This is a genomic window from Prauserella muralis, assembly GCF_003202285.1.
In the GTDB taxonomy this organism is placed as follows: domain Bacteria; phylum Actinomycetota; class Actinomycetes; order Mycobacteriales; family Pseudonocardiaceae; genus Prauserella_B; species Prauserella_B muralis.
Genome location: NZ_MASW01000006.1, coordinates 469,340 through 493,129 on the forward strand (window position 1 = coordinate 469,340; position 23,790 = coordinate 493,129).

At 71.7% G+C, this 23,790-nt stretch carries 21 protein-coding genes; 13 read left to right on the top strand and 8 right to left on the bottom strand.

Going from position 1 to position 23,790, the window contains the following annotated elements; all coding sequences use genetic code 11:
* Positions 1 to 672, bottom strand: coding sequence for a permease prefix domain 1-containing protein (locus tag BAY60_RS27635; RefSeq protein ID WP_112284279.1), 672 nt, complete (start codon positions 670 to 672; stop codon positions 1 to 3).
* Positions 669 to 992 (bottom strand): PadR family transcriptional regulator, encoded by a 324-nt coding sequence (locus BAY60_RS27640; RefSeq protein ID WP_112284280.1) that lies wholly within the window; start codon positions 990 to 992, stop codon positions 669 to 671. Before BAY60_RS27640 ends, BAY60_RS27635 begins: the two co-directional genes overlap by 4 nt.
* Before the next feature lie 115 nt (positions 993 to 1,107).
* Here BAY60_RS27640 and BAY60_RS27645 point away from each other — a divergent pair, with 115 nt between their 5' ends.
* The gene (locus tag BAY60_RS27645) at positions 1,108 to 1,551 is read left to right on the top strand and encodes a hypothetical protein (protein WP_112284281.1); all 444 of its coding nucleotides are present in this window, start codon (positions 1,108 to 1,110) and stop codon (positions 1,549 to 1,551) included.
* Entirely contained in the window at positions 1,535 to 3,088 is a 1,554-nt protein-coding gene (locus tag BAY60_RS27650) for a multicopper oxidase family protein (protein ID WP_112284282.1), read from the top strand. The genes BAY60_RS27645 and BAY60_RS27650 overlap by 17 nt, the downstream gene beginning before the upstream one ends.
* Positions 3,089 to 3,099: 11 nt before the next feature.
* Here BAY60_RS27650 and BAY60_RS27655 read toward each other — a convergent pair whose 3' ends face one another.
* Genes BAY60_RS27655 through BAY60_RS27665 form a run of 3 tightly spaced genes read right to left on the bottom strand, consistent with a single transcriptional unit; the run spans position 3,100 to position 5,576 of the window.
* Positions 3,100 to 3,630 (bottom strand): hypothetical protein, encoded by a 531-nt coding sequence (locus BAY60_RS27655; protein ID WP_112284283.1) that lies wholly within the window; start codon positions 3,628 to 3,630, stop codon positions 3,100 to 3,102.
* A 25-nt stretch (positions 3,631 to 3,655) separates the two neighbouring features.
* The gene (locus BAY60_RS27660; RefSeq protein WP_112284284.1) at positions 3,656 to 5,260 is read right to left on the bottom strand and encodes an alpha/beta hydrolase; all 1,605 of its coding nucleotides are present in this window, start codon (positions 5,258 to 5,260) and stop codon (positions 3,656 to 3,658) included.
* Between the two features lie 7 nt (positions 5,261 to 5,267).
* Positions 5,268 to 5,576 carry a hypothetical protein gene (locus BAY60_RS27665; RefSeq protein ID WP_112284285.1) on the bottom strand — a complete coding sequence of 103 codons (309 nt, stop codon included), beginning with the start codon at positions 5,574 to 5,576 and terminating at the stop codon, positions 5,268 to 5,270.
* A gap of 402 nt (positions 5,577 to 5,978) precedes the next feature.
* On the opposite strand from BAY60_RS27665, the gene BAY60_RS27670 reads away from it, so the two are divergent.
* The 7 genes from BAY60_RS27670 (at position 5,979) to BAY60_RS27700 (ending at position 17,950) form a co-directional block, all read left to right on the top strand.
* On the top strand, positions 5,979 to 7,073 hold the full coding sequence (locus tag BAY60_RS27670) for an ABC transporter ATP-binding protein (protein WP_112284286.1): 1,095 nt from the start codon (positions 5,979 to 5,981) through the stop codon (positions 7,071 to 7,073).
* Entirely contained in the window at positions 7,073 to 7,960 is an 888-nt protein-coding gene (locus BAY60_RS27675) for an ABC-2 transporter permease (protein WP_112284287.1), read from the top strand. The genes BAY60_RS27670 and BAY60_RS27675 overlap by 1 nt, the downstream gene beginning before the upstream one ends.
* Positions 7,961 to 7,985: 25 nt before the next feature.
* Positions 7,986 to 11,768: an ABC transporter ATP-binding protein gene (locus BAY60_RS27680; RefSeq protein ID WP_112284288.1), complete on the top strand. Its 3,783-nt coding sequence runs from the start codon at positions 7,986 to 7,988 to the stop codon at positions 11,766 to 11,768.
* 173 nt (positions 11,769 to 11,941) lie between these two features.
* Positions 11,942 to 15,712 (top strand): multifunctional oxoglutarate decarboxylase/oxoglutarate dehydrogenase thiamine pyrophosphate-binding subunit/dihydrolipoyllysine-residue succinyltransferase subunit, encoded by a 3,771-nt coding sequence (locus BAY60_RS27685; RefSeq protein WP_112284289.1) that lies wholly within the window; start codon positions 11,942 to 11,944, stop codon positions 15,710 to 15,712.
* Between the two features lie 78 nt (positions 15,713 to 15,790).
* The gene (locus BAY60_RS27690; RefSeq protein ID WP_245992838.1) at positions 15,791 to 17,221 is read left to right on the top strand and encodes a bis-aminopropyl spermidine synthase family protein; all 1,431 of its coding nucleotides are present in this window, start codon (positions 15,791 to 15,793) and stop codon (positions 17,219 to 17,221) included.
* Between the two features lie 43 nt (positions 17,222 to 17,264).
* Entirely contained in the window at positions 17,265 to 17,558 is a 294-nt protein-coding gene (locus tag BAY60_RS27695; RefSeq protein ID WP_112284290.1) for an ArsR/SmtB family transcription factor, read from the top strand.
* Positions 17,555 to 17,950, top strand: a complete 396-nt coding sequence (locus BAY60_RS27700; protein ID WP_112284291.1) for a VOC family protein — start codon at positions 17,555 to 17,557, stop codon at positions 17,948 to 17,950. The genes BAY60_RS27695 and BAY60_RS27700 overlap by 4 nt, the downstream gene beginning before the upstream one ends.
* A gap of 57 nt (positions 17,951 to 18,007) precedes the next feature.
* Here the strand turns inward: BAY60_RS27700 and BAY60_RS27705 are convergent, their stop codons facing one another.
* The gene (locus tag BAY60_RS27705; protein WP_245992839.1) at positions 18,008 to 19,159 is read right to left on the bottom strand and encodes an NAD(P)-dependent malic enzyme; all 1,152 of its coding nucleotides are present in this window, start codon (positions 19,157 to 19,159) and stop codon (positions 18,008 to 18,010) included.
* 309 nt (positions 19,160 to 19,468) lie between these two features.
* Here BAY60_RS27705 and BAY60_RS27710 point away from each other — a divergent pair, with 309 nt between their 5' ends.
* Positions 19,469 to 20,077, top strand: coding sequence for a dTDP-4-dehydrorhamnose 3,5-epimerase family protein (locus tag BAY60_RS27710; protein ID WP_112284293.1), 609 nt, complete (start codon positions 19,469 to 19,471; stop codon positions 20,075 to 20,077).
* Positions 20,078 to 20,236: 159 nt separating this feature from the next.
* Here the strand turns inward: BAY60_RS27710 and BAY60_RS27715 are convergent, their stop codons facing one another.
* Complete coding sequence (locus BAY60_RS27715) at positions 20,237 to 20,689, bottom strand: hotdog fold domain-containing protein (protein ID WP_245992867.1); 453 nt, start codon at positions 20,687 to 20,689, stop codon at positions 20,237 to 20,239.
* An 81-nt stretch (positions 20,690 to 20,770) separates the two neighbouring features.
* Between BAY60_RS27715 and BAY60_RS27720 the strand changes: the two genes are divergently transcribed.
* The gene (locus BAY60_RS27720) at positions 20,771 to 21,361 is read left to right on the top strand and encodes an acid phosphatase (protein ID WP_112284295.1); all 591 of its coding nucleotides are present in this window, start codon (positions 20,771 to 20,773) and stop codon (positions 21,359 to 21,361) included.
* A 42-nt stretch (positions 21,362 to 21,403) separates the two neighbouring features.
* Positions 21,404 to 21,892 carry a GNAT family N-acetyltransferase gene (locus BAY60_RS27725; protein ID WP_112284296.1) on the top strand — a complete coding sequence of 163 codons (489 nt, stop codon included), beginning with the start codon at positions 21,404 to 21,406 and terminating at the stop codon, positions 21,890 to 21,892.
* A 5-nt stretch (positions 21,893 to 21,897) separates the two neighbouring features.
* On the opposite strand, the gene BAY60_RS27730 is transcribed toward BAY60_RS27725, so the two are convergent.
* On the bottom strand, positions 21,898 to 22,386 hold the full coding sequence (locus tag BAY60_RS27730; RefSeq protein ID WP_112284297.1) for a hypothetical protein: 489 nt from the start codon (positions 22,384 to 22,386) through the stop codon (positions 21,898 to 21,900).
* Between the two features lie 337 nt (positions 22,387 to 22,723).
* Between BAY60_RS27730 and BAY60_RS27735 the strand changes: the two genes are divergently transcribed.
* Positions 22,724 to 23,650 carry a diacylglycerol/lipid kinase family protein gene (locus BAY60_RS27735; protein WP_112284298.1) on the top strand — a complete coding sequence of 309 codons (927 nt, stop codon included), beginning with the start codon at positions 22,724 to 22,726 and terminating at the stop codon, positions 23,648 to 23,650.
* The last annotated feature ends 140 nt before the right edge of the window (positions 23,651 to 23,790 follow it).

Genomic DNA, 23,790 nt, shown 5'->3' on the forward strand with positions numbered 1-23,790 from the left:
TCACGGCCCTGACCTGGCGAGCCTGCCGAGGCGCAGGCAGCGCTGCCCGCTCACGCAGAGCCACGCGGCGACGCCGACCGTGACCGCGAGCACACCGAACGCGGGCGGATCGCTGTAGGCCGAGGCGGCCCGCCCCGTGTTCAGGACGTTGAGCAGCACGCTGCCGCCGCCCACGCCGGCGAGCGTGCACAGGCCCAGCACGCCGACACCCGTCGTCACGCGGGCAGCGGGCACGCCACGCCGGCCACGTGACCACAACAGCACCAGCGCGATCCCGCATGCGGCGGCCGCGGTGAACGACAGGCCGTCGATCAGGCGCGCGAGTATGCCGGCCGCGGGTGGTGTGCCTCCGGGCTGGGAGCCCGTCGCCCACACCAGGTCCCACAGCACGACCAGTGCGGGAAAGGCGACCGCCATCCGCGCCGCGGCGCCCCGGCCGTAGCCTGCCGCGAGTTCCTCCTGCAGGGCGGCGGCGACTTCCCGCGCGTCGCCGAAGTCCTGCACTGCCCTGCGCCGGGCCTCGACCGGGTCCAGCCCCGCCTCGCGATACGCGTCGACGGCGTCCTCCAGCCCGTCCCGCACCTCGCGCAGCAACTCCGCACGCGCTCGCCTCGGGCCACGGACCGACCGCTCCAGCGTGCCGATCGCCACGCCCACCGCGTCCGCGGTCACGTCGTTCCCCCCAGCACGCTGCCGACGACGCCGCTGAACCGGATCCATTCCGACCGCCGAGCCGCCAGCTCACGCCTGCCCGCCCTGCTCAGGGTGTAGGTGCGCCGCTTGCGGCCGCCGACGACGCTCCAGACGCCGTCGATCCAGCCCGCGCGTTCGAGCCTGCGCAGCGCCGGGTACACGGTGCCCGTCGGCAGGTCCAGCGCGCCACCGCTGCGCTGGTGGAGCGCCTCGATGATCCCGTAGCCGTGCAGCGGCCCCTGTTCGAGCACCGCCAGCAGCATGCCATCCAGATGACCTCGGACCGCGTCGGTGTTCACGCGTAGCAAGCCTACGCTCCCGCCACCCGACCCCGAGAGCTTTCCCTGGGAAATCAGGGGTATCTCCGGGTCTGCCCGGATACATAGGTAGCGTGCCTACGCATAGCGTGGTCGCGTGCCAACCACGACATCAACAACGGCGCGAGGACCGCGGCGCACGCTGTGGCTGCTGCGGGCCACCGTCGCGCTCACCACGGTGTGCGTGCTCGCGCAACCGGTGCTCGCCGGTGGCTACCTCACCGGCAGGTTCGACTTCCTCGACTACCACTCGGCGACCGCGACCCTCATCGAGGTGCTCGCGCTCCTGCAGGTCGTCGCCTCGCTGCTGTACTGGCGGCCGGGCGGCGGCGCGCTTGCGCCGCTGCCGCTGTCCGGGGTGCTGCTGCTGGCGGTGACCCTGCAGATCGGCATGGGCTACAGCAGGCAGCTCGCCGTGCACATCCCGCTCGGCGTCCTCGTCGCGCTGCTCCAGTCGCTGCTGTGCGTCTGGGTGTACCGCCGCGCGGCCCGGCAGTCGACGCGCCGTCGGCGAAGGAGGACGCATGAGCCTGTCGCGTAGGCGGTTTCTCGGCATGGCGGGCGGTGCCGCGCTGGTCGCCGCGGGCGCCTCCGGCCTCGCGGGCTGCGGCGGGGCGGGCGCGGGGCAGACGGCCGAGCTGCTGCGCAGCCGGGTTCCCCTGCCACCCCGGTTCCGCACTCCGCTGCCCATCCCGCCGGTCAAGCGGCCCGTGCGCTCCGACGCCCACGCCGACCACTACGAGATCACGCAGCGCGTGCGCGAGATCGAGATCCTGCCGGGGTACCGGACACCGGTCTTCGGTTACGACGGCCTGTTCCCCGGCCCCACGATCCGCTCCCGCTCGGGCCGCCGCACCGTCGTGACCCACCGCAACGAGCTGCCGGTGCCCACCGTGGTGCACCTGCACGGCGGCAACACGCCCGCCGAGCACGACGGCTACCCCGTCGACCTGCTCTACCCGGAGGGCACCACGGCGGCGCACCAGCACACCGGCATGACCGGCGACACCCGGCACGGCAGCCGCGAGTACGTCTACCCGCTGCGCCAGCCCGCCGCGACGCTCTGGTACCACGACCACCGCATGGACTTCACCGCGCCACAGGTCTGGCGCGGGCTGGCCGGCTTCCACCTGGTCGACGACGACATCACCGATGCGCTGCCACTGCCGCACGGCGAGCGCGACGTCCCGCTGCTGATCTGCGATCGCGCCTTCGACGAGGACGGCTCGTTCCGGTACCCGTCGCTCGACCCTGCCCTGCGGCACCCGCCCGGAGTGACCGCGGACTTCATGGAGGGCGTGGCGGGAGACGTCATCCTCGTCAACGGCGCGCCGTGGCCGACGATGGAGGTGGACGCGGCCAGGTACCGGTTCCGGTTGCTCAACGCGTCCAACGCCCGTCGCTACCGGCTCACCCTGCGCCCGAATCCCCGTGGCGGGGACGGGTTCACGCAGATCGCCTCCGACAGCGGCCTGCTCGCCGCCCCGGTCCGGCACTCACACCTGGACATCGCGCCCGCCGAGCGGTTCGAGGTGGTCGTCGACTTCTCGCGGTATCCGGTGGGCACGGAGGTGGTGCTGGGCAACGACCTCGGCTCCGGACCGACCGCCGAGGTCATGCGGTTCGTCGTGGCCAGGAAGGCCGCCGACGACAGCGCGGTGCCCGCGCGGCTCGCCGAGATCGAGCCGCTGCCCGCCGCCGCGGCCCGGATCCGTCGCGAGTGGACGTTCAGCAGGGGCGAGGTGCACGGCCACCGCGGATGGGTCGTCAACGGCAGGCCGTTCGACCCCCGGCGCATGGACGCCCACCCCCGGCTCGGCGAGGTGGAGGTCTGGCGGCTGTTCACCGATCTGCATCATCCGGTGCACATCCATCTCTCGCCGTTCCAGGTGCTCGGCCGTGGCGGCCGCGGGCCGGGGCCGTTCGACCACGGCTGGAAGGACACCGTCGACGTGCGGCCTGCCGAGTACGTCGACGTCGCGGTGCGTTTCGAGAACCACGCGGGCCCGTTCCTCATGCACTGCCACAACCTCGAGCACGAGGACATGGCGATGATGGCGGCGTTCGAGACTCGCTGAGCCGCCCAGCGTCACGTGCTGGGAGGCACACCGTCCGGCCACACGCACGGTGAGGAGGCGCCGAGGGACAGATCGCCCTCGACGCTCTCCGTCACCGACATACGAAACGCGTCGTCGTTGTTCTCCACCGACACGAACCGGTCGTCCTTCGCCCGCCAGTCGGTGAGCACCCGGAAGCCATGGCCGACCCAGTAGTCGAACAGGGCGTCGACGAACTCCGCGTTGCGGTGCTTCGGCAGGCCGTCGAGCCAGTAGGTCTTGCCGACCTCATAGCGCCCACGCGGCCCGTCGTCAGTCGGGTCGACGCATTCCGCGGAATCATCACGCTGCAACGTCAACGTCGGCTTCACCGGCAACGCGGCGACCGCGCGGTCAATGTGCTCCTGCGCGCGCTGACGCGCCTGAGCCTCGGTCATCGTCCGCATGTGCTCTCCAGTCCCCGATGAAGGCTCGGTCCCGTTCCGCCCACCGTCGTCGTTCCGTTCGCCGCCACACGCCGCCAGCACCAGCAGGCACGCCAGCAGCACCACTGCCCGGATCATCCACGTGCCTCCCTCGCGGCGCCCATCAGTACGGCTGTCCGCCGAGGACGATGGTGGCCATGTTCCGCAGCGACGCCGAATCCTTGTTCCAGTACTCCGAATGCGCCTCGGTCGAGTAACCCCCGGTGTACCACTCCCCGTCCGTCCCGGGGTCGGAGGTGAAGACCTGGGCCCCGAAGTCCTCGCCGATCGGCTGAGAGCCGTGGATGAACGGGGGCGTGGCGCGGATGACGTCGTTCTCGGCGGTGCTGGCGTAGATGGTGGTGTCGGCCGGCACGTGCAGGTCCGACGCGTGATCCACCCCGACGCCGGGGCTCCCGATGAAGACCACGTTGTCGACGTTCAGCTGGGAGTTACCGCCCTGCGCCGCGTGCCCGATCACCGTGGAGCCGTAGCTGTGCCCGATCATGGTGGTGTTCGCGTCTGCGCCCTGGTGGGTGGCGTTCAGCCCGTCCTGGAAGCTGCGCAGGTTCGCGGCCGCGTCCTCGGCGTAGTGTTCGTTGGTCGCCTGACCGAGGTCCTGCGGGGCGTCGTAGCCGACCCAGCTGATGGCGGCGTTGTCGACGCCGCGTGACCGCCGGTTGGCCTCGTCGAGCACCACCTCGCTTCGGTCCAGCTCGCCGCCGATGCCGGCCAGGTTCGACCCGGTGCCCGGCACGGAGGTCACCACGTTGTCGGCGGTGTCCGGGTTGCCGGTCGCGACGATCCCGCGCCCGTTGCCCTCGGTGGAGAAGTCGAGCAGGTAGGACGCGGGCCTGGTCGCGGAGGGCTCACGCTCGAGCCGTTCGTGGATCGCGTCCATGCCCCGCAGGGTCTCACCGAGCCGCCCGTACTCCCGGTCCTGGTCGGCGGTGCGGTTGCCGCCGAGCGCCTCGAGGTGCTCGCGGCGCGCGCCGAGGTCGGCGTACTCCTCGGCGAACCTGATCCGGTTCGCGCGGTCCCTGGCCTCGGCCGGGATCCCGTCCATGCCGCCGATGACGTCGCCATGGGTGTAGACGGCGGACTCCTGCTCCATGGGCGTCAGGCTGTCCCACCACCGCGTGACCTCGGCGGGCGAGGCGTCGCCGGGGATCTCGGCGGGCGTGACGATGTTGTCGCCGCCGACGGCCTCCAGGTCGAGAACGGCGGCCGACGGCGTCGCCTTGTCCAGCGCGGCGGTCGCCGCCTGATCCGCCTCGCGGACGTCGTCCAGCGCGCCCTGGATGGTCGAGGTCAGCTCGGCGGCCGTGCGCCGGTCCTGTTCCTTCTCCTCCTCGGTGCGGGTGTCACCCGGCCCACCGTGGGTCGCGACGACCGTGCCGGTCTGTTCGTTGAGCGACAACGGGTACTTCACCGAGCCCGCGACGCCGTCGACGGTGCTTCTGGCGGTCTCGATCGCGTCGGACAGCTCCCGCAGCGCGGGCGGGATGAGCTCGATGTACTCGGCCGAGGTCCGATAGCCCGAGCGGACGTCGCCGACATGCGCGCGGGCGGCAGCCGCGGCCTCGCCGTGCCAGCCGTCGAGCAGCCCGCCCGTGGTCCCGATGTCGGCGGCGACGGCGGAGAGCTGACCCGCCAGCCGCGCCCATCGGTCCGCCAGCTCGTCGAACGCGCCGGGATCGGCCTCGCGGAGCTGCCTCAGTGACACCATGACCGCATCAGTCCGCGGAGCTCAGCGGGGGCAGGGTCTCGACGACGGCGTCCTCCATGCGCTCGTAGCCGTCGGCGGCCTCGGCGAGCAGCCCTCCGGCGACCGCCGTCCGCTTGGACAGATCGTCGATGTGGTACTCCCACAGCGTGGCCAGGCTCGCGGCCGTGCCCGTGGTCGTGAAGCCCTCGTTGGCCCCTTCGTGCCGCTGGATGCCGCCGCTGAACTCGGCCTGCGCCTGACTCGCCTCATCGGCGAGCTCGATGAACCGCTCACCCGCGCTGACGAGGCTCGCCACCTCGACGCCGTAACCGCCCATGCTGGCCCCCAACCGGTCCGGATGGGCAGAACATAACCGGGCCGGTCAGCGCCTCGCAAACACTTCACCGAATCGGGAGGACGCGTTCACCGCGCAGACACGAAGGGGCGGCCCGCTCAACCAGCCTGGGGGTCACCGGGAGCGGGCCGCCACCTACAAGCTTAGGTGCTGAATCGCGACTTCGCTGCCCCGGGGTGCGCATGTCGCCGGAAATACTCGGCCACCGGCTCGCCGGGCACGCCGTGGTTCGCCTCCGGACACCGCCGGACCTGCCCGTTTGCCCCGCGGCGTGACGTCCGTCGCCCCGGGACGGAACCCCCACCCTCCGGTGATCGTCCAACAGCGCCGTACGGCAGGATGGCACCCGCCACAGCGCAGACGACGAGGGGAAACGAGGGCAGCATGCACGACGGCAGTGGCCGCATCGCGGTGCAGAACCTCACCAAACAGTTCGGGGCCGTCACGGCGGTGCAGAACCTGAGCTTCACGGTGGAGCCGGGCTCCGTGACCGGATTCCTCGGCCCGAACGGAGCAGGGAAGACGACCACGCTGCGCATGGTGCTCGGCCTGGTCACCCCCACGGCGGGCCTGGCGACCATCAACGGCAGGCCGCACAACCAGCTCGGCAACCCGGCCAGAGTGGTCGGCGCGGTGCTGGAGAACGAGGGCTTCCACCCCAAGCGCACCGCGCGCAACCACCTCCGCGTGTACGCCGCGGCCATCGGGGTGCCCGACCAGCGGGTCGAGGAGGTGCTGGGCCTGGTGGGTCTCACCCCCGCCGCGGACCGGAAGGCAGGCGGCTTCTCGCTCGGCATGCGGCAGCGCCTCGCGCTGGCGACCGCGTTGCTCGGCGACCCGCAGGTGCTGGTGCTCGACGAGCCCGCCAACGGCCTCGACCCCGAGGGCATCGCCTGGTTGCGCACCTTCCTGCGCAGCTTCGCCCAGCAGGGCCGCACGGTGCTGGTGTCGAGCCACCTGCTGTCGGAGGTGGAGCAGACGATCGACCAGGTGGTGATCGTCAGCGCCGGAATGACGCGCTACTACGGCCCGCTGGAACAACTGCGCAACAGCCAGCGCTCCCGCGTGCTGGTGCAGCCCGCCGACGCGAACGGGCTCGTGAAGGCGCTGCAGGAGGCCGGGCTCAACGAGGTGGAGCCCACACCGGACGGCAGGGTGGCGGTGGCGGGTGCCAGCGTCCAGCAGATCGGTGACCTCGCGGCCAAGGCCGGCATCGCCGTGTACGGCATGCAGGAGGACAAGGCCGACCTGGAGAAGTTGTTCTTCCAGCTCACCAGCCCGCAGTACGGCGCGGCGGCGATGCCCTACGGGCAGCAGCCCCCGCCGCAGCAACCGGGCTGGGGCACCCCGCCGCAGGGCTACCCGCCCCAGCCGAACCCGTACCAGAGTCCGCCGCAGGGCTACCCGCAGCAGGGCTACCAGCAGCCGCAACAGCCGCAGCAGCCGGGCCAGCACCAGAGCTGGGGAGGTCAGCAGTGATGGGCAACCTGATCAAGGCCGAGATGCGCAAGGTGCTCACCACCAAGAGCTGGTGGGCGCTGATGATCCCCGCGGTGCTGTTCGCGTTCCTGTTCGCCCTCGGCTGGGGCGCGATCACCAACGACCTCAACGACTACCTGGGCAGTTCCGACGCCAGGCAGCTGGCCGGGGCGCTGGGCGTCCAGCTCGGCGAGCTGCCTGTCGGCCTGCTCTCGCTCGCCCACGGCGTGAACATCGGCACGATGTTCCCGGTGATCTTCGGCGTGTTCGCGCTGGCGGGCGAGTACAGCAAGAAGACCATCACGACGACGTTCCTCACCGCGCCCAACCGCGTCTCCGCGCTCACCGCCAAGATGATCACCTACATTGGCTGGGGCGCGGTGTACGGCGTGGTCATCGTCGCCGGGGCGAGCCTGGCGACCCTGCTCACCGTGGACTCGCGCGGGCTGCCCAGCGCGGGTCAGTGGCTCGCCGTGCTCGGTGCCGGCGTGCTGGCGACGATCCTGGCGACGCTGTTCGGGATCGGCGTCGGCGCGGTGTGGAACAGCGTGGTCGGCGCGACGGTGACGCTCACCATCTGGATGCTGGTGGTGGAGAACGTCCTCGTGTTCGTCAGCTTCGGCTGGTGGGGTGTGCGCTGGCTCGGCGGTGTGCTGCCCAACGGCACGCTGAACGGCATCGTGGGCGCCATCGGCGCGGAGGCCTTCGGTGCGGCGGGCGTGTCGGTGCCCGGCGAGCTCGACAAGGACTTCCAGTGGTTGCTGCAGTACACGGCGGGCGCGCCCGGCGCGTTCTCCTGGTGGGCGGCGGCGCTGATCTTCCTCGCGTGGACGATGCTGTTCTTCGCGGGTGGCTGGGCCGCCAACCAGCGCAGGGACATCACCTGACGACGTAGCTACGAGGGGGTCGTGAGTGTCTGGCAGAGCGAACACGCGGCAGGACGCTCACGACCCCGGCGGGGGCCAGGGCTGGATCCGCAGGCTCGCCGCCGCCTGCTGGCGGCACCCGGTGCTCGTCGTGCTCGCGCTCGGCGCCGCGATGGTCGGCGTCGGGCTCCAGGCGGCCAGTCCCCTGCTGGTGCGCGCGGCGGTGGACGACGCCGTCGCCGGGCACACCTCCCGTCTCGGCTGGCTCGTCGCGCTGCTGCTCGTGCTGCACGTGCTCGCCTTCGGCAGTGCCTTCGTGCGCCGCTACGTCGGCGGCAGGCTCGCGCTCGACGTCCAGCACGACCTGCGCAGGGCCGTCTTCGCGGCCGTGTCGCGTCTGGACGGCGGCAAGCAGGACTCGCTGCGCACCGGCCAGATCGTCTCGCGCGCCATCACCGATCTCCAGCTCGTCACCGGCGTGCTCATGCAGGTGCCGCTGTCGGCGGGCTCGGTGGTCTTCGCCGTGCTGGCGCTCGGCGCGATGCTGTGGATGTCGCCTCTGCTCACGCTCATCGCGCTCGTGGTGGCCCCCGCCGTCGCGCTCGTGGTGGCGATGAGCAGGCGCAGGCTCTTCCCCGCGACGTGGTCGGCGCAGCAGCGCGCCGCCGACGTGGCGCAGCAGGTGGAGGAGACCGTCACCGGCGTGCGCGTGGTGAAGGGCTTCGGGCAGGAGGCCCGCGAGGTCGCCACCCTGTCGGGCACCGCGCGGACCCTGTTCGGCGAACGGCTGCGGGCCGCGCGGCTGTCGGCCGTGCCCACGGCCACCACCTCCGCACTGCCCGCCGCCGGTCAGGTCGCGGTGCTCGCGGCGGGCGGCATCCTCGCCCTGCGCGGGCAGATCAGCCTCGGCACCTTCCTGGCCTTCGCCACCTACGTGTCCGCGCTGGTCGGCCCTTCCCGGATGCTCGCGAGCCTGGTGGTGCAGGCCCAGCTCACGCGGGCGGGCGCCGAACGCGTGCACGAGCTCGTCGACGCGCAGCCGGAGGTGCGCGAGCGCGAGGACCCCGTGCCGATCCCGGAGGGGCCGCTCGACGTGCGGCTCGACGACGTGCGGTTCGGCTACACGCGGTCGGAGCCGGTGCTCGACGGGCTCACCCTGCGCGCCCGGCCGGGGGAAACGCTGGCGCTGGTCGGCACCGCGGGCTCCGGCAAGTCCACGATCTCGCTGCTGCTGCCCCGCTTCTACGACGCGCACGAGGGCAGCGTGCGGCTCGGCGGCGTGGACGTGCGCGACGTGCGGCTGGCCGAGCTGCGCCGCACGGTCGGCGTCGTGTTCGAGGAGGCGTTCCTGTTCTCCACCTCGGTGCGCGACAACATCGCCTACGGCAGGCCCGACGCCGGCGACGACGAGGTGATCGCCGCCGCGAGGGCCGCGGAGGCGCACGAGTTCATCACCGCGCTGCCCGAGGGCTACGACACGCAGGTCGGCGAGCGCGGACTGACCCTGTCCGGCGGGCAACGGCAACGCCTCGGCCTGGCCAGGGCGCTGCTGACGGACCCGCGCGTGCTGATCCTCGACGACGCCACCTCCGCCGTGGACACCGCCACCGAGGCCGCGATCCACGACACCCTGCGCGCGGTCACCCGCTCGCGCACGACGATCCTCATCGCGCACCGCCGCTCGACACTGGCGCTCGCCGACCGCATCGCGGTGCTCGACGAGGGCCGGGTGGTCGACACGGGAACGGCCGCGGAGCTGGAGCAGCGGTGTGCCCTGTTCCGCGACCTGGTCGCGGGCCCCGGGGAGGACGTCGAGGAGGTCGTCCGCTCGGGTGGCGAGCTGGCCGTGAACGCCGAGGGCATCACCCCGGCGCTGTGGCCGCGGCAGGACGAGCGCGACGACGTGACCGGGCTGGCCGAGTCGGCGGCGCGGCGCGCGGGCAGCGCGGACAGCGGTGGTGGCGGCGGGCCGGGCTCGCGCGCCTCGCTCGACCTGCCGCCAACGCCGGAGCTGCTGGAGCGCGTGCGGGCCCTGCCACCCGCCACGGACGAGCCGCGCCTGCCCGGCATCGACCCGGCCGCACCGGATCCGCACTTCCGGCTGTGGCGCCTGCTGCGGCCGGTGCGCTGGCTGCTCGCGGGCGTGGTGACGCTGGTGGCGCTCGACGCGCTGGCCACCATCGCCATTCCCGCGCTGTACGAGCGCGGTGTCGACGACGGCGTGCGCGCCGGGGTGGAGTCGGCGGTGCTGATCGCCGCGGGGCTGGGCGCGCTGCTCATCGCGCTGGACTGGTTCGTCATCAACGCGCAGACGCGGCTCACCGCCCGCGCGGGCGAGTCGGTGCTGTACCTGCTGCGCGTGCGCAGCTACGCCCATCTGCAGCGGCTGGGCCTGGACTACTACGAGCGCGAGCTGGCCGGCCGGATCATGACCCGGATGACCACGGACGTGGACGCGCTGTCCACGTTCCTGCAGACCGGGCTGGCCACCGCCGTGGTGAGCGTGCTGACGATCGTCGGCATCGCGGGGGCGCTGCTGCTCACCGACGCCGGTCTCGCGCTGTACGCGTTCGCGGTGCTGCCCGTGCTCGCCGTCGCCACGGTGATCTTCCGCAGGCTCGCCTCGGCCGCCTACACCGAGGCCAGGGAGCGGGTCAGCGCCGTCAACGCCGACATGCAGGAGAACGTCACGGGCCTGCGGGTCGCGCAGGCCTACACCCGCGAGGAGCGCTCGGCCCGCGACTTCGCCTCCCGCAGCGACGCCTACCGGCGGTCGCGGCTGCGCGCGCAGCGGTACGTGGCGACGTACTTCCCGTTCGTCACGCTGCTCTCCGGCGTGGCGGAGGCGGTGGTGCTCGTGGAGGGCGCCGGCCGGGTCGCGGCCGGGACGCTCTCGGCGGGAGTGCTGCTGGCGTTCCTGCTCTACCTCGGGCTGTTCTTCGCGCCGGTGCAGCAGTTGTCCTCGGTGTTCGACGGCTACCAGCAGGCGAGGGTCGGCCTGCGCCGCATCGCCGACCTGCTGCGCACGCCGACGTCGGTGCCACCGCCGCAGCGGCCGGTGCCCGTGCCGGAGCGGCTGCGCGGCGAGGTGGAGCTCTCCGGCGTGAGCTTCTCCTACCCCGGCACCGAGACCCGGGCACTGACCGACGTCGGCCTGCACGTGCCCGCGGGCAGCACCGTCGCGCTGGTCGGCGCGACCGGCGCGGGCAAGTCGACGGTGGTGAAACTCGTGGCGCGCTTCTACGACGCCACCGAGGGCACGGTGCGCATCGACGGCGTCGACGTGCGCGACTACGACCTGCCCGGGCTGCGTTCCCGGCTCGGCGTCGTGCCGCAGGAGGCGCACCTGTTCTCCGGGACGGTCGCCGACAACGTCCGCTACGGCAGGCCGTCGGCCACCGATGCCGAGGTGGAGGCCGCGGTGCGGGCGGTCGGCGCGCTGGAGGCCGTGGCGGCGCTGCCGTCCGGCTTCCGGCAGCCGGTCGGCGAACGCGGGCGGTCGCTGTCGGCGGGGCAGCGACAGCTGGTGGCGCTGGCCAGGGCGGAGCTGGTGGATCCCGACGTCCTGCTGCTCGACGAGGCGACCGCCGCGCTCGACCCGGCGACGGAGTCGGCGGTGCTGCGGGCCACCGAGACGCTCGCGACGAAGCGCACGACGTTCGTGGTCGCCCACCGGCTCGCGACGGCCGCGCGCGCCGAGGAGATCGTGGTGCTCGACCACGGCCGGGTGGTCGAGCGCGGCAGCCATGCGGAGCTGCTGGCCGCGGAAGGGCACTACGCGAGGTTGTGGCGGCTCGGCGAGGGCGCCGAGGCCGCCGAACCGACCTGAACCGCGCGTTCCAGCGTGTGTAGTCAACAACACACGATCGATTCAGTGAGAAATCCCAACGTCTTCGCTGCACCGTTGGCCCAGTTCGCTGCCGGTGCCCGAGGGCAGGGGGTTAGCCTGGTAGGCGCGTAATCGGACAACCAGATCGAGACGGATAGAGGCGAGTCCAAGCCGTGTCCAGCAGCAGCCCTGCGTCGCAGTTCGGCCCCAACGAATGGCTCGTCGAGGAAATGTACGACCAGTTCCTCGCCGACCCTTCCTCCGTAGATGCCGCGTGGCATGACTTCTTTGCCGACTTCAAGCCTACGCAGTCGGACAAGCAGAAGCCGGACACGACGAACGCCGAGCCCGACTCGTCGGCCAACGGTCAGGGCGGCACCGCCGCGCCGGAGCGGCCTCAGCAGGCCCGGCCCGCGCAGGCCCCGGCACCGCAGACCGAGGCCACCCCGAAGGCCGCCACCCCGAAGGCCGAGCCGAAGAGCGAGCCCACGGCCGCGCCGAAGCCGGAGACCAAGCAGGCCGCCCCCGCACAGGCCGCGAAGCCCGCACCCGCCGCGCCTGCCAAGGACGCCAAGGACTCGCAGGCCGCGAGCCAGCCGGAGACCAAGCCGCTGCGCGGCGCCGCGGCCGCCATCGCGAAGAACATGGACGCCTCGCTGAGCGTCCCCACCGCCACGAGCGTGCGCGCGGTGCCCGCGAAGCTGATGGCCGACAACCGGATCGTCATCAACAACCACCTCAAGCGCACCCGCGGGGGGAAGATCTCGTTCACGCACCTCATCGGCTACGCGATGGTGCGGGCGCTGCGCGACTTCCCGAACATGAACCGGCACTACGCCATGGTCGACGGCAAGCCGCACGCGGTCACGCCCGAGCACGTCAACCTCGGCCTCGCCATCGACATGAAGGGCAAGGACGGCGGCCGCACGCTGGTGGTGGCCTCCATCAAGAACACGGAGAACATGACGTTCCTCCAGTTCTGGCAGGCCTACGAGGACATCGTCAGGAAGGCGCGCAACAACAAGCTCACCGCCGACGACTTCGCCGGGACCACGATCTCGCTGACCAACCCGGGCGGCATCGGCACCAACCACTCGGTGCCCCGCCTGCAGGCCGGGCAGGGCGCCATCATCGGTGTCGGCGCCATGCAGTACCCGGCCCACTTCGAGGGCACGAGCGAGCAGACCCTGGTCGGCCTCGGAGTCAGCAAGATCATGACGCTGACCTCGACCTACGACCACCGCATCATCCAGGGCGCCGAGTCCGGCGAGTTCCTCAAGCGCATCCACGAGTTGCTGCTCGGCGAGGACGGCTTCTACGACGACATCTTCACGTCGCTGCGGCTGCCGTACGAGCCGGTACGCTGGGTGGAGGACATCCCCGAGGGCGAGATCGACAAGACCGCCCGGGTGCTCGAGCTGATCGACGCCTACCGGATGCGCGGCCACCTGATGGCCGACACCGACCCGCTGAACTACCGGCAGCGGCGGCACGAGGATCTCGACATCCTGTCCCACGGCCTGACCCTGTGGGACCTCGACCGCGAGTTCGCCGTCGGCGGCTTCGCGGGCAAGCAGCGAATGAAGCTGCGCGACGTGCTCGGCGTGCTGCGCGACTCCTACTGCCGCACGGTCGGCGTCGAGTACACGCACATTCTCGATCCGGACGAGCGGCGCTGGATCCAGGACCGCGTCGAGATCCCGCACGAGAAGCCGGACGCGGCCGTCCAGAAGTACATCCTGTCCAAACTCAACGCCGCCGAGGCGTTCGAGACGTTCCTGCAGACCAAGTACGTCGGGCAGAAGCGGTTCTCGCTCGAGGGCGGCGAGACGGTGATCCCGCTGCTGGACACCGTCCTGGACAAGGCGGCCGAGCACGAGCTCGACGAGGTCGTCATCGGCATGCCGCACCGCGGCAGGCTGAACGTGCTGGCCAACATCGTCGGCAAGCCGATCTCGCAGATCTTCCAGGAGTTCGAGGGCAACCTGGACCCCGGCCAGGCGCACGGTTCCGGCGACGTGAAGTACCACCTCGGCGCCGAGGGCAAGTACTTCCGCATGTTCGGCGACGGCGAGACGAAGGTGTCGCTCACCGCGAACCCGTCGCACCTGGAGACCGTCGACCCGGTGCTCGAGGGCATCGTCCGCGCCAAGCAGGACATCCTCGACAAGGGCGAGAAGGAGTCCGGCGGCTTCTCGGTGCTGCCCGTGCTGCTGCACGGCGACGCCGCCTTCGCGGGACAGGGCGTGGTGGCCGAGACGCTGAACCTCGCGCTGCTGCGCGGCTACCGCACCGGCGGCACCGTGCACGTCGTCATCAACAACCAGGTCGGCTTCACCACCGCGCCCGAGCACGCCCGCTCCTCGCAGTACGCCACCGACGTGGCGAAGATGATCGGCGCGCCGATCTTCCACGTCAACGGTGACGACCCCGAGGCGGCGTTCTGGGTGGCGCGGCTGGCCGTCGAGTACCGCCAGGCGTTCAACAAGGACGTCGTGATCGACATGATCTGCTACCGGCGGCGCGGCCACAACGAGGGCGACGACCCTTCGATGACGCAGCCCGCGATGTACGACATCATCGACACCAAGCGCAGCGTCCGCAAGACCTACACCGAGGCCCTGATCGGCCGTGGCGACATCTCCATGGAGGAGGCCGAGGCCGCGCTGCGCGACTTCTCCAGCCAGCTGGAGCACGTCTTCAACGAGGTGCGGGAACTGGAGAAGCACCCCATCGCGCCCAGCCCCTCCGTCGAGGAGGAGCAGCAGGTGCCCGCGAAGGTGCCGACCGCCGTCAGCCGCGAGACCATCGAGCGCATCGGCGACGCCTTCGTGCAGCTGCCCGAGGGCTTCAGCCCGCACCCGCGGGTCAAGCCGGTGCTCGAGCGGCGGCAGAAGATGTCCCGCGAGGGCGGCATCGACTGGGCCTTCGGCGAGCTGCTCGCGTTCGGCTCTCTCGCTCTGGAGGACAGGCTGGTGCGGCTGTCGGGGCAGGACTCCCGGCGCGGCACGTTCACCCAGCGGCACTCGGTGCTCATCGACCGCAAGACGGGCCAGGAGTACTCGCCGCTGCAGCACCTCGCCGACAGCCAGGGCCGCGTCATGATCTACGACTCGGCGCTGTCCGAGTACGCGGCGGTGGGCTTCGAGTACGGCTACTCGGTGGCCAACTCCGAGGCGCTGGTGATGTGGGAGGCGCAGTTCGGCGACTTCGTCAACGGCGCGCAGACGGTGATCGACGAGTACATCTCGTCCGGTGAGGCCAAGTGGGGCCAGCTCTCCGACGTGGTGCTGCTGCTGCCGCACGGCCACGAGGGCCAGGGGCCCGACCACACGTCCGGCCGCATCGAGCGGTTCCTCCAGCTGTGCGCGGAGGGCTCGATGACGGTGGCGGTGCCGTCGACCCCGGCGAACTACTTCCACCTGCTGCGCAGGCACGCGCTCGACGGCGTGAACCGCCCGCTGATCGTGTTCACCCCGAAGCGCCTGCTGCGGGACAAGAACGTGAAGTCCTCGATCGAGGAGTTCACCGACCAGTCCAAGTTCCTCTCGGTCATCGACGACAACGACATCGACCCGGCCAAGGCCCGCAAGGTGTTGCTGAGCTCCGGGAAGATGTACTGGGAGCTGTTCGTCGAGCGGGAGAAGCAGCAGATCGACGACATCGCGCTGGTGCGCGTCGAGCAGTACTACCCGCTGCCGAAGAAGAAGCTGCTTGCCGCGCTGGAGCGCTACCCCAACGCCCAGCAGGTCGCGTGGGTGCAGGAGGAGCCGGAGAACCAGGGCGCCTGGCCGTTCTTCGGACTGAACCTGCCACGCAAGCTGCCCGAGGCGTTCGCCAACCTGCAGGTGGTGGCACGGCGCCCGATGGCGGCTCCCTCGGCGGGCTCGTCCAAGGTGCACGAGGTGGAGCAGAAGGCTCTGATCGCCAAGGCCTTCGACTGACGGACTCGCGTGTTGGCCGTCCAGGTCGGTGTGTCGGCCGCCTGGGCGGCCGACACACCGCGTCCCTAGGCTGGCCCCGTGGATTCGGTGAGGCAGGCCTTCGGGGTCGAGGCGTGGCCGCTGCGCCATGCGCTGAGGCTGCTCGGCGACGGCTGGCAGGAGTTCGACGCGCTGGTCCGCGAGACGGCCGCCCCGCGGCGGGATGTCGAGGATCTGCTGGCCGCGCTCGGCGACGACCTGCAACGCGACGGCACGGCGGTGCGCCTGCGGCCCGGTGCGCCTGCCCGGTACGAGGACCTGGCCGCTCCCGGACCCGAGCCCGCCGGCCTGCTGGACACCGTCGCCGCCCACATCCGCGACGTGCCGCCGGCGCTGGCCGCGCTCGACCACGTGCAGGCCACGCCGGAGACCGTGCTGCGCAGGGCGCGCTGGCTGGACGAGCAGTACGACCTGCGCACCACGCGCCTGCTCTTCCTCGGTGACCACGACCTCACCTCGCTGGCCGTGCGCCTGCTGCGACCCGAGGCCCGGCTCACGGTCGTGGACGTCGACGACCGGGTGCTGGAGTACCTGGACCGCCATTCCGGCCGCACCATCCGCACCGTGCACACCGACCTGCGGTTCGGCCTTCCGCTCGCGGTCGCGGGCAGCGCCGACGTGGTGTTCAGCGACCCGCCGTACACCCCGGAGGGCATGGCGCTGTTCGCGAGCCGCGGCATCGAGTGCCTCGCCGACCCGCCGCAGGGCCGGCTGCTGCTCGCCTACGGCTACAGCCGCAGGCATCCGGCACTCGGCCAGCAGGCGCAGCGGGCGCTCGGCGCGCTCGGCCTGACGTTCGAGGCCATCCTGCCCGGCTTCCATCGCTACCTCGGCGCACAGGCGATCGGCAGCGCCGCCGACCTGTACGTGTGCCAGCCCACCGCGCGCGCCCGCAAGAAGGGCAGGAGCAAGGGCGCGGGCAAGGGCACCGGGATCTACACCCACGGCCCGCAGTCGGTGGAGGCCCGCGAGACACCGCCCGTGCTGCGGACGGCCCTCACCGAGCTCGCGGGCGAGGGCGGCCTGCGGGTGGAGACCCGTGGCCCCGACTGGAACGCGCCGATCACCGCCGAGGACGCCGCCATCGCGCTGGACCTCTCGGCCGACCCCGGGCCGTGGCTGGTGCGGGCGCTGCTGGCGACCAACGCTCCGCGGGTCGCCGTGCTGCTGCCCAACTCCCATCCGGACCTCGCCAGCGCGCGGGCGCAGCAGGAGCTCACCGGGCTGCTCGCCCCGAAGTACCGGCTCCAACTCCTGCGCAGCACCCCGGACAACCACCACGCCGTCGTGATCGCCGAGGCCGTCCCGCCGGATCCGGCGACGGCCGCACGCGCGGTGTGGAGCCGCGCGCACGGCCGGCTCGCCAACGTGTGGCCGGACGCTCCGCCCGACGTCGCGGACCTGCGGCTCATCGACCTGCCGAGGCACCGGCTGGCGGAGGCCCGCGACGCGCTGGCGACACCGTCGTGAATCCGGGTTGATAGGCAAGTCGTCACTTGCCTATAGTGGCGGCGTGGACGACGAACTCTTCAAGGCGCTGGCCGACCCCACCCGCAGGCGCATCCTCGACGGGCTGGTGGAACGGGACGGCCAGACGCTGTTCGAGATCTGCGCGCGGCTGGCGTCCCAGCACGGCCTGGGACTGTCCCGGCAGGCGATCAGCCAGCACCTGGCCGCACTGGAAGCGGCGGGGCTCGTCCGCACGCGGCGCGAGGGCCGCTACAAGTTCCACGACCTGAACACCGAACCGCTCGAGCACATCGTGACGCGATGGCTCAGGCCCGGCCCACCGGAGAGCAACCCATGAGAATCCAGCTCGCGAGCGTCTTCGTCGACGACCAGGACAAGGCCCTGCGCTTCTACACCGACGTGCTGGGCTTCGTGACGAAGCACGACATCCCCATCGCCGGAACGGACCGGTGGCTGACCGTCGTCTCGCCGGACAGTCCCGACGGCACCGAACTGCTGCTGGAACCCGACGGCCATCCCGCGGCGAAGCAGTACAAGGACGCCATGGTCAGCGACGGCATCCCGGTCATCCAGTTCGCCGTGGACGACGTCAACGCCGAATTCACGCGGCTGCGCGAGCAGGGCGTGCGGTTCACCCAGGAACCACTGGAGATGGACACGGTGATCATGGCGGTTCTGGACGACACCTGCGGCAACCTGGTGCAGCTCGTCCAGCACAAGGGGGCCTGACAGCCGACCCGCACCGGCCGGGGACGCGATGACCAACCGCGCCCCCGGCCGGTGCGGCTAGCTGGTGACGCCGTCGGAAGCGGCGGCCTTGGCCACCGCGTTGGCCACCTCCACCGCCACCTGCGGGTCGAGCGGGCTCGGCACGATGTGGTCGGCGGCCAGCTTGTCCGCCGCCACCGACGCGATCGCGTCGGCCGCCGCGAGCTTCATGTTCTCCGTGATCGCCCGCGCGCCCGCGTCGAGCGCGCCCCGGAACACGCCGGGGAAGGCGAGCACGTTGTTGATCTGGTTCGGAAAGTCGCTGCGCCCGGTCGCCACGATCGACGCGTAGCGCGCCGCGACGTCCGGATGCACCTCCGGGTCCGGATTGGACAGTGCGAACACGATGGAGTCGTCCGCCATCGTGGCCAGCAGCTGCTCGTCGATGATCGAGCTGGACAGGCCGATGAACACGTCGGCGCCCGCGAGGGCGTCCGCGAGGCCACCGCGCAGTCCCGCGGCGTTGGTGGTCCCGGCGAGCTGCTCCTTGATCGGGTTCAGCCCGTCGCGGCCCGCGTGGATGATGCCCTTGGAGTCGAGCATGGTCACGTCGCCGATACCGGCCGCCTGCAGGATCCGCGCGCAGGCCACACCGGCGGCACCCGCGCCGGAGATCACCACACGCTGGTCGGCCACCGCGCGGTCGAGCACCATGTTGGCGCCACGCAGCGCCGCGAGCACCACGATGGCGGTGCCGTGCTGGTCGTCGTGCATCACCGGGCAGTCGAGCGCCTGCTTGAGCTTGTCCTCCAGCTCGAAGCAGCGCGGCGCCGAGACGTCCTCCAGGTTCACCGCGCCGAACGAGGGGCGCAGCCGCACGAGCGTCTCCACGATCTCGTCGACGTCGGTGGTGTCGAGCACGAGGGGGATCGAGTCCAGCCCGGCGAAGGTCTTGAAGAGCACCGACTTGCCCTCCATCACCGGCAGCGACGCGCTGGCGCCGATGTCGCCGAGGCCGAGTACCGCCGTGCCGTCGCTGACCACCGCGACGAGCCGGTCGGCCCAGGTGTAGCGCTTCGCGAGCGCCGCGTCCTCCGCGATCGCCCTGCTGACCTTCGCTACTCCTGGCGTGTAGGCGACGGACAGGTCACGCGCCTGTGTGATGGGCCGGGTGGCGGCCACCGAGAGCTTGCCGCCCTCATGGCCGGTGAAGATCTCTTCGTCGCTCACGCGAGCTTGGGACACGTCAATCTCCAGGACTGAAAAGGGAGCACCGCGAGCGGAGTCCCCAGGTGTGTGGGCTCCTCGCCAACCGGCTGGGCGGCGCGGTAGCGCCGGCAGACCGGGCGAGGCGTCCGTCGAGGCCCGTGGTCAAGGCCGGTGCCGCGGACGCGGCGGTTCGACCAGTGTGACAGGCCCGGGCCGCCTCGTGCGCGCCGGGTGCGGCTGAGATCACAGATTTCGGCGAGTTTTGGCTGGTCATGGGCTTGATAGCAAGACGACCGTCCGGCTTGGGAGCAGGTGACTAAGCTCCCGGCCATGGATGTGCGCGAGCTGGCCGTGCGGGACGCCTACGAATTCGTTCCCCGCAATTTCCCTGATCATCGCGGCCTTTTCGTCGCTCCGTTCCAGGAGCCCGCGTTCCTCAAGGCGGTCGGCCATCCGCTGCGGGTGGCGCAGACCAACCACAGCGTGTCCCGGAAGGGCACGATCCGGGGGATTCATTTCGCCGACACACCCCCCGGGCAGGCGAAGTACGCCTACTGCCCGCGCGGCTCGCTGCTCGACGTGATCGTGGACCTGCGCGTCGGCTCGCCGACCTTCGGCCGGTGGGACGCGGTCCGGCTCGACGCCGCCGAGTTCCGCTGCGTCTACGTCGCCGAGGGCCTCGGCCACGGCTTCGTCGCGCTGGAGGACGACACGGCGATGGCCTACCTGTGCTCGACGAGCTACAACCCGGCGGCCGAGCACGGCATCACCCCGCTCGACCCGGCGCTCGACCTGCCCTGGCCCGCGGACATCGAGCCGGTGCTGTCCGAAAAGGACTCCGCGGCGCCGACACTTGCCGAGGCGGAGCAGGCCGGGCTGCTGCCCTCCTACACCGAGTGCGTGGCCCACTACGAACGCCTGCGCGCCGAGGGCGCCTGACGTCGCCACCCCGGACTCACGCCCGAACGTCCCCCGTTCACCCGCCGCCACCGCGCCCAAGGTGCCCCTGGGCACGCCAGGCGTACCGAAGGTGCCCTTCGGCTCGCCGGCCGCGCACCCTGCCGTCGAGGTCTGCGGCCTCCCAGTGCGCCGACCGGTCTACCTGCCCGGTTTCGGCGTCACCCGGATGACGATGGTTCCGGTCACCACCGGCACGCCGTGGGCGTCCGACACGGTCACCGGCACCTCGACGTCCGTGCCGTCGGCACCGAACTCCGGCGGCTCGGGCAGGTCGGCCACGGCGGTGAGCCGCGTCCGCGCCTTGGCGACGTACGACACGGTCATGCCCTTGGGAATCCAGCGATGGGTCGGCGGCACGGTCGCCTCGGCCAGCATGCCCATGGCCAGCTCGGCCAGGTTGCACGCGGCGATGGCGTGGAAGGTGCCCAGGTGGTTGTGGACTCCCCACCACTTGGGCGCGCTCACCGTGCAGTGACCCGGCCGCAGGTCGCGGACCGTGGGCAGGACCGTGCCGAAGTAGGGCACTCGCAGGCACACGGCGGCGGAGAACAGGCGCCGCCCACCGGGCTTGCCCGCCAGCCTGCGCCACATCGTGTACGTCTTGGTCAGTGCTGTCACCCACCGCATGTTACCCGTGAGTAGATCCGCGCCGCGGTGACTATATTCGCAGCCGTGGACCAGCACACGCTCCTGCTGCTCCGGCACGGTCAGACCGAGTGGTCGGCCACCGGGCAGCACACCGGCCGCACCGACCTTCCGCTGACGGCCGTCGGCGAGCGCCAGGCACACGCCGCGGGCCGCACCTACGCGCTGATGACCCACGACGACTCGCCCGCGCTCGTGCTCAGCAGTCCCCGGCAACGGGCGGTGCGCACCGCCGAGCTGGCGGGCCTGCGGGTCGACGAGACCACCGAGGACCTCGCCGAGTGGGACTACGGCGACTACGAGGGGCTCACCACCGAGGAGGTCCGCGAGAGCGTGCCGGGGTGGACCATCTGGACCCACGCCGTGCCGGGCGGCGAGAGCTCCGCGCAGGTGGGTGCCAGGGCGGACGCGCTGCTGTCCCGCGTCCGCGCCGCGCTGGCCGAGCGCGACGTCGTGCTCGTCGGCCACGGCCACTTCAGCCGCGTGCTCATCGCCCGCTGGCTCGGCCTCGCGGCCACCGCCGGTGTGCATTTCCGGCTCGACCCGGCGAGCATCAGCATGCTCGCCGCCGAGCGTGGCGAACCCCAGATCCGGCACCTCAACGTCCCCCCGGCCTGACCACGCAGACCCGCAGGCCCCGACCCAGCACAGGAGATCCCGTTGGACCACCGCATCCGCCGCGTCCGCGAAGCCGACGTCGAGACCGTCGTCAAGCTCGTGCACGAGCTGGCCGAGTTCGAGCGTGCGCCACAGGAGTGCCACCTCACCCCCGCGCAGCTGCACGCGGCGCTGTTCGGCGAGGCGCCCGCCCTGTTCGGGCACGTCGCCGAGTCCGGGGGCGACATCGGCGGGTTCACGCTGTGGTTTCTGAACTTCTCCACGTGGCGGGGCGTGCACGGGATCTACCTCGAGGACCTGTACGTGCGCCCGGAACTGCGCGGCTCCGGACTCGGCAAGGCGCTGCTGGCGGCACTGGCCGAGGAGTGCGTGGACCGCGGGTACGCGCGGCTGGAGTGGTCGGTGCTGAACTGGAACCCGGCGCTGGACTTCTACACGGCGCTGGGGGCGGTGCCGATGGACGGGTGGACCACCTGCCGGCTCACCGACGAGCCGTTGCGCGCGCTGGCCGGCGAGTCGCGCCGGTCCTAGGGGTCCTAGGGCGTTTCCTGGTCGTCCTGCTCCCTGCGCCGGGCGCGGCCCTCCGCGCCGCCCCGGCGAGCCGCCTCCTCCTCGGTCTCGCCCTCCAGCTGGCCGAGCGCCCACGCCCGCGAGGGACGCCGGAACAGCAGCACCAGCACGGCGATGCCCGCGAGCATGAGCGGCACGCCGAAGCCGGGCTGGCCGGACGGGCCGGTCGCGTACCAGCCGACACCGACGAGCACGAGCGCGACGACCACCGACGGCGAGCGGGCCCACGTCTTGCCCAGCAGCAGGCCCCCGGCGCAGGCCAGCACACCGGCGGCCAGCACGACGTAGTAGGCGACCTCGGCGTAGACGTTCGCGCCCTGCGCCGACGCGCCGCCGAGCCCTTCGACGGCGAGCACGACCGCGATCGCGAGCAGGGCGATGCCGGGGATGGTGGTGAGGGCCCCGGCGAGGCGGACTTCGCGCGGTGCCGGGGAAATCTTGTCGGCGAGTGGCACGGGGCCGCCCTTCCCGTCAGGTGACCGTGCGTGAACGGTTTCGATGGTATGCCACCCGGTCGGCCGTTTTCGGGCGGTGCACCCGCGAGCAATGATCTGGTTGTCGTCGATGAGCCGGCGGTCGCCGGGGTGCACTCGTCACGGCAGGCAAGGGAGCGTCGAAGCTGTCGAAGGGTTCTTCGGGAACGGAGGGCGACCGGCGAGAGGCGGAGAGCGCGAGCGGAAGGCCTGGCCGCGGCGATCGCGCGGCGGGGCCGGCACAGCTCAGTGACGAGACTCGCAGGATTAGTTCGGCCGAGAGCCCCGAACGCCCTGCTCATTCACCTACTCTGCGGTAGTGCGTGCAGTTCTGATCGTGAACCCGCAAGCCACCGCGACCACCGCCGGTGGCCGCGACGTGCTCGCACACGCGCTGGCCAGTGAGGTGAAGCTCGACGTCGTCGAGACCGACTACCGCGGTCACGCGCTCGCGGTGGCCCGCGCGGCCGCCCGGGACGACCTCGACCTGGTGGTGGCCCACGGCGGCGACGGCACGGTCAACGAGGTCGTCAACGGACTGCTCGCGGACACCGACGGCAGACCAGGCCGGTACCGGGACGTGCCGATGCTCGGCGTCGTGCCCGGCGGCTCCGCCAACGTGTTCGCCCGTGCCCTCGGGCTGCCCTGCGACCCGGTGGAGGCCACGTACCAGCTGCTGCACGCCATCGAGAACCGGCGGGGCAGGCAGGTGGGGCTGGGCCTCGCGGGCGAGCGGTGGTTCACGTTCAACGCGGGCATGGGCTGGGACGCCGACGTGGTGGCGGAGGTCGAGCAGCGCCGGGGCAAGCGCACGAGCCCGTCGCTGTACCTGCGCACCGCGGTGGCGCGGTACCTGCGCCCGCCCGCGGGCAGGCCGGAGCTCACCGTCCAGATCCCCGGCGAGGAACCCGCGCCGGTCAGGACGGCGTTCGTCTCCAACACCGACCCGTGGAGCTACCTGGGCACGCGCCCGGTGCACCTCAACACCGACTGCTCGTTCGACACCGGCCTGGGGCTGTTCGCCCTGCGCAGCCTCGCGTTGCCGACGGTGCTGCGGCACGCCCGGCAGGCCTTGCGCACCCGGAGCAGGCACCGCGGCAAGCACCTGCTGCGCAGGGACGATCTGCCGCTGATCGGCATCACCGCCGAAGAGCCGGTAAACTTGCAGGTTGACGGAGATCTGGTCGGGCAACGCACCCGAGTGGAGTTCCGGAGCGTGCCTCGTGCGCTCACCGTCGCGGTGTGACCGGTTGCAGGCCGTGAGCAGCATCCGGTGATCACCTCCGGCAAACTCTGTGTTGCCGCTCAGCGACGGAGAAGCTCCGCTCGCCGCATCGCCGACCGGGCGCCGAGGCCGTTTCGGGCACAAACCCGCAGGTCAGGCGG

Bases quoted from the DNA above. Each gene is read 5' to 3' on its own strand.
- BAY60_RS27650 (WP_112284282.1), top strand. From the start codon at position 1,535: ATGAGCCTGTCGCGTAGGCGGTTTCTCGGCATGGCGGGCGGTGCCGCG.
- BAY60_RS27655 (WP_112284283.1), bottom strand. From the start codon at position 3,630: ATGATCCGGGCAGTGGTGCTGCTGGCGTGCCTGCTGGTGCTGGCGGCG.
- BAY60_RS27660 (WP_112284284.1), bottom strand. From the start codon at position 5,260: ATGGTGTCACTGAGGCAGCTCCGCGAGGCCGATCCCGGCGCGTTCGAC.
- BAY60_RS27665 (WP_112284285.1), bottom strand. From the start codon at position 5,576: ATGGGCGGTTACGGCGTCGAGGTGGCGAGCCTCGTCAGCGCGGGTGAG.
- BAY60_RS27670 (WP_112284286.1), top strand. From the start codon at position 5,979: ATGCACGACGGCAGTGGCCGCATCGCGGTGCAGAACCTCACCAAACAG.
- BAY60_RS27675 (WP_112284287.1), top strand. From the start codon at position 7,073: ATGGGCAACCTGATCAAGGCCGAGATGCGCAAGGTGCTCACCACCAAG.
- BAY60_RS27700 (WP_112284291.1), top strand. From the start codon at position 17,555: ATGAGAATCCAGCTCGCGAGCGTCTTCGTCGACGACCAGGACAAGGCC.
- BAY60_RS27710 (WP_112284293.1), top strand. From the start codon at position 19,469: ATGGATGTGCGCGAGCTGGCCGTGCGGGACGCCTACGAATTCGTTCCC.
- BAY60_RS27715 (WP_245992867.1), bottom strand. From the start codon at position 20,689: ATGTGGCGCAGGCTGGCGGGCAAGCCCGGTGGGCGGCGCCTGTTCTCC.